Genomic DNA, 14,603 nt, shown 5'->3' on the forward strand with positions numbered 1-14,603 from the left:
TCTGCTGCCTCTGCTCCTCTGCGTGAGATTTTTCTGTTTCTGGATCACTCCGTCGGAGTCGCCTTGGCGGGCATGGACTTGATGAACATCCACACGGCGCGGATCTCGTCGTCGGTCATGCGGCCCGACGAGGCCCAGGGCATCGGCGCGCGGATGGCGCTGCCGTTGGGGCGCTTGCCGGTGCGCAGCGCGTTGAAGAAGTCCTGCTCCGTCCAGGTGCGCAGCTCGCCCGCGGGCGTCAGGTTCGCCGGCGGCGGCTCGTCGGGGCCGTGGCCTTGCGCGGCGCCGGCCAGGTCGGCGCCGTGGCACCCCGTGCACCCGCCGATGGTCGCCAGGTACTTGCCGTACTCCAAGGTCACGCCCGGTGCGACGGGGGCCGGACGCGCGGCGGTGTGGCTCATCAGCTCGGCCGGGAAGAGCGGAAGCTGCCCGGCCAGGTACAGCGCCCGCCCCAGCGCGCGGATGTTGGTCTGCGGCACCTCGCGGTCCACCGGCGGCAGCGTGCGCATGTAGGCGATCACCGCCTGCACGTCCGCGTCGCTCATCAGCCAGAAGTCGCTGCTGGGCATGACGGCCAGCGCGCGGCCGCGATCGTCCACGCCGTGGCGGATGGCGCGCTCGAGCTGGCCGTCGCTATAGCGGTTCATCACCCCGCCGCGCCCGCGCGTGAGGTTGCTGGCGTACACCTGCCCCAGCGGCCCCGCGTCGAACATCAGCTGGCCGCCCAGCCCCTGGCCGTGGCATTCCGCGCACTTGGAGATGGCCTCCACCAGGTGGCGCCCGCGTTCCAGCGCCGCCGGCGAGGCGTCCGCGCGGAGGGGCGAGACCGCGATCTCGTTGTACGCCTTGCGGAAGCGCACCTCGCTGGCGGCGAACACCACCAGCACGGCCAGCACGATCACCAGGGCCAGCGAGCCGATGCCGATGCCCGTACGTTTCATCCACTTGCGCATGAAGGGAATCTCCGGGAGATGTGGGGGAGATGGGGAACATCACGGCCGGCGCGGTCCGGGGGGTGCGCCGGGGCGGGATGGATGGGGATGGACCGGGATTGCCGCGCGCCGGACGGCGGCGGATGCGCCGCGCCGGAATCGCTCCCGCGGCGGGGAGCCGGCGCGGCGGGTACCAGCGTAAACGGACTGCGGCGCCGCGTCAAGGAGATCGGCGGCCGATCCCCAAGCGCCGCCACCAGTTGCGCGCGTTTGGCGCCGCCGCGGCACCGCCGCAGCATCCCCGTGGCGACGTGCGGCCCGCAGCCGTCAGAAACCCTCGTCGGGCGGCGTTCTCCACGTTATCATCGGGATCATCTCCTCTCTTCCCGTCTCCCTTCCCCCAGCCCTCCCGACGCCGCCATGAGACCCGCGCTCCGCCGGATGCACGTTGCCGGGATGGCCGCCGCGCTGCTGCTCGCCGCCGCCTCGCGCGCGTCGGCGCAGGAGGCGGTGCTGGTGCTGCGGGTAACCGCGTCGGAATCGGAGGCGCCGCTGCAGGGCGCGCAGGTGAGGGTGGACGGCCGCGCCGTTGCCGCCACCGACGCGCAGGGGCAGGCGCGGGTGGCGATCTCGCCCGTGTCGCACCAGGTGGAGGTGACGGCGATCGGCCGGCATCCCCAGACCTTCACCGCCAGCCTGGCCGCGGGGGAGAGCCAGGACGTGGAGGTGCAGCTCGTTCCCTCCGCCGTGCCCCTGGCGCCGGTGACGGCCACCACCACGCCCACGCCGGCGCGCTCGGCGGCGGTGCAGGCGTTCTACGACCGCGCGGCCAACCACAGCAACGGCCGCTTCTACACCCGCGAGTACATCGAGCAGCGCAGGCCGCAGCAGCTGACGGACCTGCTGCTGGACGGCACCGGGCTGAAGTGGGAGTACAGCACCGGCGGCCATCGCCGGCTCCGCTTCCGCCGCGCGAACACCGCCAGCCGCATCGGCGGCGCGCGCACCGAGTCCGGCCAGGTGCCCAACGACTGCCCGCCCAAGTGGTACGTGAACGGCTTCCCGTTCGAGATGGAGCAGGTGGCGCCGCGCGACCCCTCGCCGGACCTGTGGGTGCACATGGACGAGGTGGAGGGCGTGGAAGTCTACCCCGATCTCCCGCCCATCCAGTACGGCGGCCTGGGCGCGTCGTGCGGCGTCATCCTGATCTGGCTGCGCGGCGACGCCCGGACGCCGCCGCCCGCCCCATCGCCTCAGCCATGAGGAGCGGAAGATGACGATCACCCGGCTTTCCATCCCCCTGCTCGCGGTCTCGCTGACCGCCCTCGCGGCCACGCGCGCGGCGGCGCAGGAGACGGCGCTGGCGGTGAGGGTGACGATGGCGGAGACGCGGGCGCCGCTGCAGGGCGTGCAGGTGAAGGTCGACGGCCGCAACGCCGCGGTCACCGACGCGCAGGGCGCCGCGCACGTGGCGGTGCGCGTCGGCAGCCACCGCGTCGAGGTGACGGCGATCGGACGGCGCGGCTTCTCCGACCGCGTGGAGCTCGCGGCGGGAGAGACGCGTGCGATCGATGTCGCACTCGCGCCCGAGGCGGTGCCGCTCGATCCGGTGACGGCGACCGCGACCGCGCGCTCGCCGATGCTGCAGGCGTTCTACGACCGCGTGGCCAACCACACCAACGGGCGCCTCTACACCCGCGCGTACATCGAGCGGCGCAAGCCGCAGCGCGTGACCGACCTGATCATGGACGGCACGGGGCTGAAGTGGAACCAGACCCGCGGCGCTCACCGCCGGCTCCGCTTCCGCCGCGGCTTCTCCGGCAGCGGCGACCGCCTGACGACCAACTCGCCGGTAACGACCGCGGGCTTCACGCCGCGCGACTGCCCGCCCAAGTACTACCTGAACGGCACCCCGCTCGACGTGGACCACGCGTCGGAGAACGACCCGTCGCCGGACCTGTTCGTCCACATCGACGAGGTGGAGGGGGTGGAGGTGTATTCCGGCAACCCGCCCATCCAGTACGGCGGGCTGGGTGCCTCGTGCGGGGTGATCCTGATCTGGCTGCGCGAGGACGCCGGCCCGGCCAGTCCCGCCCCGCCATCGCCGCAGCCTTGAGGAGCGGGAGATGACGATCACGCGCGCTTCCATCCCCCTGCTCGCGGCCGCACTGATGGCGATCGGCCCGCGCGCGGCGGCGCAGGAGACGGCGCTGGCGGTGAAGGTGACGGCGGCGGAGACGAGGGCGCCGCTGCAGGGCGCGCGGGTGAAGATCGACGGCCGCAACGCCGCGGTCACCGACGCGCAGGGCGCCGCGCGGATCGCGGTGCGCGCCGGCACCCACCGCGTGGAGGTGACGGCGATCGGCCGGCGCGGCTTCTCCGACCGCGTCGAGGTCGCCGCGGGGGAGACGCGCGCCGTCGACGTGGCGCTCGCGCCCGAGGCGGTGCGGCTGGACCCGGTGACGGCGACCGCGGAGGCGACGCCCGCGCGCTCGCCCATGCTGCAGGCGTTCTACGACCGCGTGCGGAGCCACAGCAGCGGTAAGTTCTTCACGCGCGAGTACATCGCGCGGCGCAACCCGCAGCAGTTCAGCGACCTGCTGCTGGACCGCACGGGGATGCGCTGGCAGTACACGCGCGGCGGCCACCGCAGGCTCCGCTTCCGCACCGCGGTGTCGGGCGGCGGTACGCGCGACTGCCCGCCCAGGTATTACATCAACGGCGTACCGTTCGAGGTCGAGACGGTGTCACCCGGGGATCCGTCGCCGGACCTGTGGGTGCACGTCGACGAGATCGAGGGGGTGGAGGTGTATCCCCAGCTCCCGCCGATCCAGTACGCCGGCCTGGGCGCGGGATGCGGGGTGATCCTGATCTGGCTGCGCGAGGACGCCCGCGGCACCGTCCCCGCCGCGCCGAATCCCCCGCCTCCACCGCCGTCGCCGAATCCCTGAAAAGAATGGCTCACGCAGGGTTAGCAGGGTCAGCAGTTGAACTGCAGTTTCACTGCTGACCCTGCTAACTCTGCGTGAGCCATTTCAGTTCACTCAGGACTTAGGACTTAGGACCCAGGACTTCTTCCTTTACTTCAACCTCACCAGCCCCGCCTCGATCTCCTCCCGCTGCCCCGCCAGCCAGGCGGGGACGCGCAGCTCCGTGCCCAGCGTCTCGCGCGGCTCGTCGACCATGAAGCCGGGACCGTCAGTGGCGATCTCCAGCAGCAGCCCGTCCGGCATCCGGAAGTAGATGCTGCGGAAGTAGTCGCGGTCCATCACCGGCGACACCATCACTCCCAGGCTCAGCAGGTGGTCGCGCCACTCCGCGTGCTGCTCGTCGCTCTTCGCGCGGAAGGCCACGTGGTGCGTCTGGCCCACCCCGCCGCGCGCCCACTTCCCGTTCTCGGGGAAGCCGAAGAGCGTGAACGCGCTGTGCGGCGCCACCGTCTGCCCGTCGTAGCTGGCCCAGAACCAGTGCGGAATGCCGGGCGCGTCCTGGTTCACCGTCTTCTTCACCAGCCGCAGGCCCAGCGCGGACTGCAGGAAGTCGTCGGCCTCCTCCACGCCGCGGGTGATGGCGCTGATGTGGTGCATCCCGTCCAGCGCCATGTCGGGCGTGATCTCCGCCACCGGCTCGGGCCAGGTGCGCGCCTGGATGGCCGCCTCGTCGCGGTGCCCGCGCAGGTTGCCCTCGCCGGGGATGATCACCGTCTGCCCCAGCGCGTCCGCCGGCTCGTCGAGCGTGTAGCCGGGCCCCTTCGTCGCGATCTCCAGGATCTGCCCGTCGGGATCGCTGAAGTAGATGCTGTGGAACCAGCGCCGGTCGTACGGCCCGCTCACCGGCACGCCGGCGTCGGTCAGCCGCCGCTTCCACTTCAGCAGCCCGTCCTCCGTTGCCACGCCCATCGCCACGTGGTGCACCCCGCCGATCCCCCAGCGGCCGCGCGGCGCGTGCGGCCACTCGAAGAAGGTCAGCAGCGTCCCCGGGCTGCCGACGGGGTCGCCGAAGTACAGGTGGTACGAGCCGGGATCGTCGAAGTTGACCGTGCGCTTCACCAGCCCCAGCCCCAGCACGTTGCGATAGAAGTCCAGCGTGCGCTGCGCGTTGGCCGACACCATGGTCACGTGGTGCAGCCCGTTCGTGGTCAGCGGTTCCATCGTCCCCTCCTCCTCCTGAAATCCTCAGTGCTGAGATACAACTTCGTGGCTCGTCCGCATCGCCATCGGGTTCGATGCGAGACGGTTACTCCATCTGCGCCGCGCCCGCGGCCCTCTCCCTGGCGCTTCGCGCCTGTCCCTCCCCCGAACAGCGCGGGGGAGGGACCTGGGCTCGCTTCGCTCGCGACTCGGCGGCTACGGCTCTCCCGTGGGTGCCTCGGGCGCCGCGGCGCCGTCGAGGACCGCTCGGAGCAGGCGGATGGCGTCGCGCTTCTCGTCCGCGCCCAGGCCGCGGAGCGCGTCGCGGATCGTCTCGGCGTGGTGCGGGAAGATGCCGGCCAGCAGCGCCTCGCCCTCGGGGGTGAGCGCGGCCAGGCGCGCGCGGCGGTCGCCGGGGCAGTCGCGGCGCTCGACCAGGCCGCGCTTCTCCAGCCGGTCGACGAGATAGGTGATGCCGCCGCTGGAGACGAGGATGCGGCGCTGCACCTCGTTCAGCAGCATGGGTCCCTTGTGATACAGCGCCTCCAGCACGCCGAACTCGGCGGTGGTCAGCCCGTGCCGGGCGACGTCGGCCGCCGCCTGGCTGGCGACCGCGTTGTGCGCCCGCGCCAGCGCGATCCACAGCCGCAGCGCCAGCGCCGTCTCCTCGTCCCGCACCTCGCCGCCCGCGGCGGCCGCGTCGTCTCGCGTATTCATCTCAGTGCTAAGATAACAGGGTCGTCAAGGGGGCCATCTCGAATGGACGAGGCTCGCGCAGCCGCAGGCGGCCCCCTCCCCCCAGCCCCTCCCCCCGCTGCGCAGGGGAGGGGAGAACCAACGCCCGCGCTGAGTTGCAGTTCACCTCTCCTGCTGTCGGGAGAGGTCGAAAATCTGGAAGGGCCGACACGGGGGTTATGTGTCGGCCCTTCCGGATTTTCGGGTGAGGGTCCAGCGACGACTACTCCCCCGCGATCTCCACCTTGTGCCCCGGCCGTCCCGTCCTGAACAGCAGGAGCAGCGGCAGCGCGCCGACGAGGATGGCCCCGCTCAGCAGGTAGATCTTCTCGAAGGCGAGGACGCTGGCCTGTGCCTGCACCGTGCGCATCAGGATGGCGATGGCCTGCTTCTGGGCGGTCATCGCGTCCATCCCGCGCGCTACCATCGCGCTGGCCATGCCGGACAGCCGCTGGCGCGTGGTGGCGTCGTACATCGATACGTGCGGCACCAGCATGGCGTACTTCTCCTGCGTGAAGCGCGTCAGCGCCGACGCCATCACCGCGATGCTGAACGAGCCGCCCAGCTGGCGGAAGAAGTTGTACAGCCCGCTGGCCTGCGCCATGTCGTCCTGGCCGACCTCCGCCATGGTCAGGTTGGTCAGCGGGATGAACATCATCCCCAGCCCGAAGCCGCGCAGGATCAGCGGCCAGAAGAAGTCGTGCGGCCCGCTCTGCGTGGTGAGATGCGACAGGTCCCACATCGCCCAGCCGAACAGCGCGGTGCCGAAGACGACCAGGATCCGGTTGTCCATCTGCGACGACAGCCGCCCCACCAGGGTCATCGCCACCGCCGTGGCCAGCGCGCCGGGGAGGAGCACCACGCCGGTCTGCCACGCGGTCATCCGCAGGTTGCTCTGCAGGAAGATGGGGAGGACGAAGACGGAGCCCATCAGCCCCGCGCCCAGAATGATCCCCATCAGCGTGCCCACCGTGAACTGCCCCTGCTTCAGCAGCCGGAAGTCGATCACCGGATGGTCCGTGGTCAGCTCGCGCCAGACCAGCAGCACGCCGCCGACCAGGGCGACGGCCGCCAGCATCACCACCAGCCGCGAGTCGAACCAGTCGTAGCGCTCGCCGCGCTCCAGCATCCACTGCAGCGCGCCCACGCTCACCGTCAGCAGCGCGATCCCGGGAAGGTCGATGGCCCGCCCGCGCGCCGTGGCCCCCGAGGTGTCGCGCACGTAGGCCATCACCATCAACGCCGCGACGATACCGAGCGGGACGTTGATGAAGAAGATCCACGGCCACGAGTAGTTGTCCGTGAGCCATCCCCCCAGCGTCGGGCCGAGGGTTGGGCCGACCATCACCCCCAATCCCCACAGCGCCAGTCCCTTCCCCACCTCCTCCTTGGGGAACGCCTCGTAGAGGATCGCCTGCGACGTCGAAAGGAGCGCGCCGCCGCCGATCCCCTGCACGATGCGCCAGAAGATCAGCGCGTCGAGCGAGCGCGCGGTGCCGCAGAACAACGACGCCGCGGTGAAGAGCAGGATGGAGCCCGCGAAGTAGCGCCGCCGCCCGAAGAAGTCCGCCAGCCACCCGGTGAGGGGGATGACGATCACCGAGGCGACGATGTAGCCGGTGGAGACGAGCGAGATCTCGTCGATCGTGGCCCCCAGCGAGCCCATCATGTTGGGGATGGCCACGTTGACGATCGACGTGTCGATCACCTGGAGCATCGACGCCACCGACACCGCCGCGGCGATCAGGTAGCGGTGCGCGTAGGGATCGTGCTCCGTCTGTGCCTGGCGTGCACTCACGGCCGCACCGCCGCGAAGAACATCTCCTCGATCTCCGCCAGCACCGCGCTGTCGCTGCGCGACGCGGCGTGCGGGAAGAGCTCCGGCCGGCCCGACCAGAGCGCGTTCTGGGTGAAAAGGGCCACCAGCATCCGCCCCGCCGCGCGCGGGTCGACGGCGCGCAGCTCGCCGGACGCGATCCCGCGCTCCACGATGCGGGCCACGAACTCCACCGTGGTCCCCGCGATCTCGTCGGCGTAGAAGCGGGTGAGCTCGGGGAACTGGTGCAGCTCGCCCATGATCAGCCGGTAGAGCGCGTGGAATCCGGGGCCGCGCAGGCGCGCCCAGTAGCCGCGCATGAACTCGCGCAGCAGCTCGGTGGCCGTCCCCTCGCGGTCGGGCGGGAGGATGCCGACCGTGGCCTCGCGCACGCGGTGGCGCACCAGCTCGCGGAAGAGCTCGTCCTTGCCGGAGAAGTAGTGGTAAAGCGTGCCCTTCCCCACGCCCGCGCGCGCCGCGATCTCGTCGATGCGCGCGCCGGCCAGTCCCTGCTCGGCGAACACCTCCAGCGCGGCCTGCAGGATCTCGCGCGGCCGGTCCTCGGGCCTGCGGCGCCAGCGCGGCTCCGCCTGCATCATCGTCATTTCCCGACCCTCTTCAACCGATTTATCGACTGGTGAGTCAATTACTTGACGCACCCGGCTTAACGTGCAAACTTTCTTGTTTGTCGTCTGTATACAGTCCGTCGAAGCGTCCTTGCGTATTCGACCGGCGGGTAGAATACACCCGTTTCCCCCGAAGGTGCAACCCGTCGCCGGGGGAAGCGGGTCAGACGTTCTCCACCATCACGGTCCATCCCCAGCGCTATCCTAAGGGCATGCAAGCCTTCGCAGTCTCTTCCGCGGTCCGATCCACCCTCCCCCTGCTGGCGCTCGCGCTGCTGGCCTCACCGTCGACGGCGCAGCAGCCCGCCGCACCGCCCGCGCGGGGCGACACGCTGGCGGTGTCGATCGAGGACGCGCTGGGCCGCGCGCTGCAGCAGGGCGACGAGGTGCGCGTGAGCGAGGCCCGGCGCGACGCCGCGGCCGCGCAGGTGGGGCAGGCGCGCGCCACGGGGCTGCCCACGCTGCGCCTGAACGGCGCGTTCACGCACGTGTACGAGAACGCGCGCGCGCAGGCGGTGGGGCAGATCTTCAACCAGCCCAACACCTACAACCTCAACCTGAACCTGGGCGTCCCGCTCTTCCAGGGCGGCCGCGTCTCGGCCGGCCTGCGCAGCGCCAGCCGGCTGCGCGGCGCGGCCACGGCGGACGTGGAGCAGGCCCGGCAGGACGTGACGCTGCAGGTGCTGCGCGCCTACCTCGACGCGCTGCTGGCCGACCGGCTGGTGGAGATCCAGCAGACCAACGTGCGCCTGGCCGGGGAGCGGCTGCGGCAGGTGGAGCAGATGGAGCGCGCCGGCCGCTCCAGCCGCTACGACGTGCTCCGCGCCCGGGTGGAGCGCTCGAACCTGGAGCCGGCCGCCATCCAGGCCGCCGGCGACCGCGAGCTGGCGCTGCTGGAGCTCAAGCGCCTGGCCAACATCCCCGCCGGGCAGCCGCTCAAGCTCGTCTCCCCCGTGGAGGCGGAGGCGGTGTCCGCGCTGGCGCAGCAGGCCGCGGCGGAGACGGTGAACGACTCGGCCTCCATCGCGTCGATCCCCTCCGTGCGCGCGGCGGAGATGCGGGCGCAGGCCTCGCGCGCGGGCGTCACCATCGCGCGGGCGGACTATCTGCCGACGCTGTCGTTCTTCGTGCAGAGCGGCTGGCAGGCGTTCCCCACCAGCTGGAGCATCCCCACGCGCGGCGGCGGGCTGGACACCATCGACTGCCCGGCGGGGTCCGAGGTGGGGCGCGTGTGCACGCGGCAGAACGGCGGCTGGTTCACCGACCGGTCGATGGGGCTGCAGCTCTCCTTCCCTGTGTTCGACGGGCTGCGCGCGCGCTCCAACGTGGCGCTGGCCCGCGCGAACGCCGACGTCGCCCGCGCGCAGGCCGCGCAGGCGCGCGAGGCGGCCACGGTGGAGCTGGCCGAGGCGCGCACCGAGCTGGCCCGCGCCCGCGCGCAGTTCGACGCCACGCGGCAGAACGCCACCGAGGCCGAGGAGGCGTTCCGGCTGGCCACGCTGCGCTTCCAGCGCGGGCTGTCGACGCAGATCGACGTCTCCGACGCGCAGCTGGCGCTGGCCACGGCCAGGACGAACGAGGCGCGCGCCACCTACGAGCTGTACCTGGCCACGGCGGGGCTGGCGCGGGCGCTGGGGCGCCCCGTTCCCCTTCCCACCGGCACGACCCTTCGCTGACCCCGATGATTTCCGGATCCGGACCGACCGTGACTCGATATCTCTTTTCCGCCGTCCTGACCGCCGCGGTGCTGGCGGCCTGCTCGCGCAACACCGGCGCGGACGCGCCCGCCGCCGGCGGACCGGGCGGCCCCGGCGGCGGCGGCCCGAGCGTGACCCTGGCGCCGGCGGACGTCTCCACGCCCCGGCTCGTCTCCCTCGAGGACGCCGTGCCGGTGACGGGAACGCTGGACCCGCTGGAGCGCGCGGAGGTGCGCGCCGGGCTGGAGGGCGACATCGATGGCGTGTACGTGCGCGAGGGGCAGCCCGTGTCCGCGGGGCAGGTGCTGGCGCGCTTCCGCAGCAGCGAGCAGACGGGCGAGAACGCCAGCGCGCAGGCCGACCTGGCCTCGGCGCGCACCGCGCTCTCCACCGCGCAGTGGAACCTGGACCAGACGCGCGACCTCTACCGCCAGGGCGCCGTCCCCGAGCGCGACGTGCGCGTGGGCGAGCAGGAGGTGGCGTCCGCGCGCGCCCGCGTGGCCGCGGCCCAGGCGAGGCTCCGCACCACGGCGCGGGGCGTGGAGGACACGCGCGTCGTCTCCCCCGTGAACGGCGTGGTGGAAAAGCGCACCGTGGCGCCGGGCGAGCACGTGGCCCGCGGCGCCTCGCTCTTCACCGTGGTGCGCGGCGACGTGCTGGAGCTGGCGGCCGCCGTCCCCGAGCGCGCGGCGGCCGGCGTGCAGCCCGGGCAGATGGTGCACTTCACCGCGGGCGGCCGGCGGATCGAGGGGCGCGTCGCCCGCGTCGCTCCTTCCGTCGATCCCGCCTCGCGCTCGGTGACGGTGTACGTGCAGGTGCCCAACCCGGGCGGCACGCTCCGCGCGGGGACCTTCGCCACGGGGCGGATCGTCTCGCGCGTGGTCGACCACGCGCTGGTGGTGCCCGCCGTGGCGCTGCACGAGGGGAAGGAGGGCGCGAAGCCCTTTGTCTACCGCGTGAAGGACGAGAAGATCGACGTGGTGGAGGTGACGCCCGGCCTGACCGACGACGTGCAGGGCGTGGTGCAGGTGGACGGCCTGGCGCCCGGCGACCGCATCGTCGTCGGCAACGTGGGGATGCTGGGGAAGGGGATGCAGGTGCGGATGGCCGGCCCCGGTGGCCGGCGGGGCGGCGCGGAAGGCGGCGCACAAGGTGGCGCCCGCGGCGGGCGGTAGGAGAGATGGAAAGTCCTAAGTCCCAAGTCCTAAGTCCTGAGTGGGTTCGGTGCGCACCCGGCTGTCATCCCGCCACTCAGCACTCAGGACTCAGCACTTAGGACTTAGGACTTAGGACTCAGGACTCAGGACTCAGGACCCTTGGGATCGAAGCTGAAAGACTTCTTCAGGTAGACGGCGATGTTCCTGTCCGACGTATCCATCCGGCGCCCCGTGTTCGCCACCATGATGATGGTGGCGCTGGTGGTGCTCGGCGTGGTCAGCTACCAGCGGCTGGCCATCGACGAGTACCCCGACGTCACCTACCCGGTGGTGATCGCGCAGACCTCGTGGCCCGGCGCCAGCGCCGAGAGCATGGAGCGCGACGTCAGCCGCCCCATCGAGGAGGCGCTGAACACCGTGCAGGGGATCGACGAGCTGACCTCCACCAACCTGGAGGGGATCTCCATCGTCCGCCTGCGCCTGAAGCTCGGCGTCGACGTGGCCGACGCGCAGCAGGACGTGCAGGCCAAGGTGGCCGGCATCCGCCGCCAGCTCCCGCGCGACATCGAGGAGCCGGTCATCCGGCACTTCGACCCCAACGACCGGCCCATCATGTCGGTGGCCATCCAGAGCCCCGACCGGCCGATCCGCGACCTGACCGACCTGGCCGACCAGACCATCTCCACCCGCATCGAAGCCGTGGCCGGCGTCGGTGGCGTGAACGTCGTCGGCGGCGCGTCGCGCCAGATCCGCGTGGAGCTGAAGCCCGACGCCATGCGCGCCTACGGCATCTCGCCCGCGCAGGTGGCGGCGGCGCTGCAGCGCGAGAACCAGGAGGTGCCCGCCGGCCGCGTCACCCGCGCGGCCGACGAGCGGCTGGTGCGGGTGATGGGGCGCATCGAGGATCCGCGCCAGTTCGCCTCCATCCCCGTGGTGGTGCGCGACGGCGTTCCCGTCCTCCTGGGCGAGGTGGCCGACGTGCGCGACGCCACGGCGGACGTGCGCAGCGCGGCGCTGATGAACGACACGCGCGCCGTCTCGCTCGACATCCTCAAGGTGAGCGGGTCGAACACGGTGGAGGTGGCCGACGGCGTGCGCGCGGCGGTGGACGACCTGCGCCGCCAGCTCCCGGCCGACGTGCAGCTGACCATCATCCGCGACGATTCGAAGCGCATCCGCGAGTCGCTGTCGGACGTGCAGCTCACCATCCTGCTGGGCGCCGTCCTCACCATCGCCATCATCTACCTGTTCCTGAACAGCTGGCGCTCCACGGTGATCACCGGCCTCACGCTGCCGGTGTCGATCATCTCGGCGTTCTTCGTGATGTGGATGTTCGACTTCTCCATGAACACGATGACGCTGCTGGCGCTGTCGCTGGCCATCGGGCTGCTGATCGACGACGCCATCGTGGTGCGCGAGAACATCGTGCGCCACATCGAGATGGGGAAGGACCACCACCGCGCCGCGCGCGAGGGCACGAGCGAGATCGGCCTGGCGGTGACCTCGACCTCGCTGGCGGTGATCGCGGTGTTCATCCCCGTGGCGTTCATGGGGGGGATGATCGGGAAGATCTTCATGCAGTTCGGCGTGACCGTCGCCTTCGCCGTGCTGGTGTCCCTCTTCGTCTCCTTCACGCTGGACCCGATGCTCTCCAGCGTGTGGCCGGACCCCGAGGTGGAGCACGGCGCGGCGCACGGCAAGGGCGCCGGGGGACGGCGGAAGGTGGGGCCGATCCGGCGCTTCGCCTTCTGGTTCAACGACCGCTTCGAGGCGCTGGCGGACCGCTATCCGCACTGGCTGAAGTGGGGCCTGCACCACCGCTGGAAGGTGATGGGCGGCGCGGGGGCGTCGATCGTCCTCGCCTGGCTGATCCTGGGGCGGCTGGGCTTCACCTGGATGCCGGACTTCGACGGCGGCGAGTTCAACGTGGGCTTCCGCACCCCGCCCGGCTCGTCGCTGGAGTATACCGTGGGCAAGGGGCAGGACGTGGCGCAGTTCCTCCGCCGCCTGCCGGAGGTGGAGTTCACCTACCTCTCCGTCGGCGGGGGGTTCCGGGGGACGCCGAACAACGGGCAGATCTACGTCCGCCTGAAGCCCCGCGAGGAGCGCGCGCGCAGCCAGCAGGACATCCAGACCGAGCTGCGCGGCAAGCTGCGGCAGCTTCCCGGCGTGCGCGCGTCGGTCAGCGGGTCGCCCAGCATCTTCCAGCAGGGCTCGCGGCAGCCGATCATCGTGAACGTGCAGGGTCCCGAGGAGCGGCAGCTGAAGCTCGCGGCCAACCAGGTGCTCGAGGCCATCCGCTCCGTCCCCGGCGCCGCCGAGCCGCAGAGCAGCGACGAGGGCGACCTGCCGCAGCTGAACGTCACCGTCAACCGCGAGCAGGCGGCCGCGGCGGGGCTGGGGATCGAGTCCGTGTCGTCCGTCGTCCAGCCGCTGTTCAGCGGGCAGCGCGCGGGGACGTGGGAAGACCCGCAGGGCTACGCGCACGACGTGGTGGTGGTCTACCCCGACTCGATGCGCACCTCCGCGGCCAACGTGCGCGACCTGGCCATCCCCGGCGCGGTGAACCCGGCGACGGGGCAGGCGGCGCTGGTGCCGCTCTCGCAGATCGCCGAGGTCACCAGCGGCGTGGGGCCGCAGCAGATCGAGCGGCGCTCGCTGGAGCGGATGGTCTCCGTATCCGCCGGCGTGCTCCCCGGCTACTCGCTGGGCGACGTGGCCGCCGCGGTGAAGGCGAAGATCGAGTCGCTCGGCCTTCCCCCCGGCTACCACGCGGTCTTCACCGGCGACGTGCAGAACCTGAACGAGACCAAGGGCTACGTGGGCGAGGCGCTGCTCCTCGCCATCGTCTTCATCTACCTGATCCTGGCGTCGCTCTTCGGGTCGTTCCTGCAGCCGCTGGCCATCATGCTGGCGCTCCCGCTCTCCTTCATCGGCGTCGGTCTCGGCCTGTGGGCGACGAGGGGGAACCTGAACGTGATGTCGATGATCGGCATCATCATGCTGATGGGGCTGGTGGTGAAGAACGGCATCCTGCTGGTGGACTTCATCAACCAGGACCGCGAGCGGGGGATCCCGCGCGAGCAGGCGATCCTGGCCGCCGCGCGGACCCGCATCCGTCCGATCATCATGACCACCATGGCCATGATCTTCGGGATGATCCCGCTGGCGCTGGCCCTGGGCGAGGGCGCCGAGCAGCGCGCGCCCATGGCGCACGCGGTGATCGGCGGCCTGGTGACGTCGACGGCGCTGACGCTGTTCGTGGTCCCCGTCGTCTACACGCTGTTCGACGACTTCGTGGCGCGCCTGCGCCGCCGCCCGCGCGTGTCCGTCCCCGCGCTGGCCGACGAGGACCGGACGGTGGAGATCGAGGAGCGCGACCTCTCCCCCGTCGCGGCGGACTGATCCGGATTTCTCACGCGGAGACGCGGAGCCGCGGAGGGACAAACGTCCTTCCGCGGCTCCCTTGCATCGAGTTCCTCCGTTACCTCCGTTCCCTCCGTGTGAGCC

At 71.5% G+C, this 14,603-nt stretch carries 11 protein-coding genes; 6 read left to right on the top strand and 5 right to left on the bottom strand.

All coding sequences use genetic code 11. The features are described 5' to 3' along the window. Positions 1 to 44: 44 nt before the first annotated feature. Positions 45 to 941, bottom strand: coding sequence for a c-type cytochrome (locus tag VF092_14100; protein ID HEX6748425.1), 897 nt, complete (start codon positions 939 to 941; stop codon positions 45 to 47). 411 nt (positions 942 to 1,352) lie between these two features. On the opposite strand from VF092_14100, the gene VF092_14105 reads away from it, so the two are divergent. Genes VF092_14105 through VF092_14115 form a run of 3 tightly spaced genes read left to right on the top strand, consistent with a single transcriptional unit; the run spans position 1,353 to position 3,883 of the window. Beyond that, positions 1,353 to 2,195: a carboxypeptidase-like regulatory domain-containing protein gene (locus VF092_14105; protein HEX6748426.1), complete on the top strand. Its 843-nt coding sequence runs from the start codon at positions 1,353 to 1,355 to the stop codon at positions 2,193 to 2,195. Positions 2,196 to 2,205: 10 nt separating this feature from the next. Further along, positions 2,206 to 3,048, top strand: coding sequence for a carboxypeptidase-like regulatory domain-containing protein (locus VF092_14110; protein HEX6748427.1), 843 nt, complete (start codon positions 2,206 to 2,208; stop codon positions 3,046 to 3,048). A 10-nt stretch (positions 3,049 to 3,058) separates the two neighbouring features. Beyond that, entirely contained in the window at positions 3,059 to 3,883 is an 825-nt protein-coding gene (locus VF092_14115; GenBank protein ID HEX6748428.1) for a carboxypeptidase-like regulatory domain-containing protein, read from the top strand. 129 nt (positions 3,884 to 4,012) lie between these two features. Here the strand turns inward: VF092_14115 and VF092_14120 are convergent, their stop codons facing one another. From VF092_14120 to VF092_14135, 4 genes are all read right to left on the bottom strand, one after another. Next, positions 4,013 to 5,083, bottom strand: a complete 1,071-nt coding sequence (locus VF092_14120) for a VOC family protein (protein HEX6748429.1) — start codon at positions 5,081 to 5,083, stop codon at positions 4,013 to 4,015. Between the two features lie 195 nt (positions 5,084 to 5,278). Next, positions 5,279 to 5,779, bottom strand: a complete 501-nt coding sequence (locus VF092_14125; GenBank protein HEX6748430.1) for a MarR family transcriptional regulator — start codon at positions 5,777 to 5,779, stop codon at positions 5,279 to 5,281. 241 nt (positions 5,780 to 6,020) lie between these two features. Then, positions 6,021 to 7,595 (bottom strand): DHA2 family efflux MFS transporter permease subunit, encoded by a 1,575-nt coding sequence (locus VF092_14130; GenBank protein HEX6748431.1) that lies wholly within the window; start codon positions 7,593 to 7,595, stop codon positions 6,021 to 6,023. Next, positions 7,592 to 8,218, bottom strand: a complete 627-nt coding sequence (locus VF092_14135) for a TetR/AcrR family transcriptional regulator (GenBank protein HEX6748432.1) — start codon at positions 8,216 to 8,218, stop codon at positions 7,592 to 7,594. The genes VF092_14130 and VF092_14135 overlap by 4 nt, the downstream gene beginning before the upstream one ends. Before the next feature lie 233 nt (positions 8,219 to 8,451). Here VF092_14135 and VF092_14140 point away from each other — a divergent pair, with 233 nt between their 5' ends. From VF092_14140 to VF092_14150, 3 genes are all read left to right on the top strand, one after another. Beyond that, positions 8,452 to 9,915, top strand: a complete 1,464-nt coding sequence (locus VF092_14140) for a TolC family protein (GenBank protein HEX6748433.1) — start codon at positions 8,452 to 8,454, stop codon at positions 9,913 to 9,915. A gap of 29 nt (positions 9,916 to 9,944) precedes the next feature. Further along, entirely contained in the window at positions 9,945 to 11,111 is a 1,167-nt protein-coding gene (locus VF092_14145; protein ID HEX6748434.1) for an efflux RND transporter periplasmic adaptor subunit, read from the top strand. A gap of 180 nt (positions 11,112 to 11,291) precedes the next feature. Further along, a complete protein-coding gene (locus tag VF092_14150; protein ID HEX6748435.1) occupies positions 11,292 to 14,498 on the top strand; it encodes an efflux RND transporter permease subunit in 3,207 nt (1,068 codons plus the stop codon). The last annotated feature ends 105 nt before the right edge of the window (positions 14,499 to 14,603 follow it).

Source organism: Longimicrobium sp., assembly GCA_036377595.1.
Taxonomy (GTDB): domain Bacteria; phylum Gemmatimonadota; class Gemmatimonadetes; order Longimicrobiales; family Longimicrobiaceae; genus Longimicrobium.

Bases quoted from the DNA above. Each gene is read 5' to 3' on its own strand.
- VF092_14140 (HEX6748433.1), top strand. From the start codon at position 8,452: ATGCAAGCCTTCGCAGTCTCTTCCGCGGTCCGATCCACCCTCCCCCTG.
- VF092_14115 (HEX6748428.1), top strand. From the start codon at position 3,059: ATGACGATCACGCGCGCTTCCATCCCCCTGCTCGCGGCCGCACTGATG.
- VF092_14135 (HEX6748432.1), bottom strand. From the start codon at position 8,218: ATGACGATGATGCAGGCGGAGCCGCGCTGGCGCCGCAGGCCCGAGGAC.
- VF092_14100 (HEX6748425.1), bottom strand. From the start codon at position 941: ATGAAACGTACGGGCATCGGCATCGGCTCGCTGGCCCTGGTGATCGTG.
- VF092_14120 (HEX6748429.1), bottom strand. From the start codon at position 5,083: ATGGAACCGCTGACCACGAACGGGCTGCACCACGTGACCATGGTGTCG.
- VF092_14150 (HEX6748435.1), top strand. From the start codon at position 11,292: ATGTTCCTGTCCGACGTATCCATCCGGCGCCCCGTGTTCGCCACCATG.
- VF092_14110 (HEX6748427.1), top strand. From the start codon at position 2,206: ATGACGATCACCCGGCTTTCCATCCCCCTGCTCGCGGTCTCGCTGACC.
- VF092_14125 (HEX6748430.1), bottom strand. From the start codon at position 5,779: ATGAATACGCGAGACGACGCGGCCGCCGCGGGCGGCGAGGTGCGGGAC.
- VF092_14105 (HEX6748426.1), top strand. From the start codon at position 1,353: ATGAGACCCGCGCTCCGCCGGATGCACGTTGCCGGGATGGCCGCCGCG.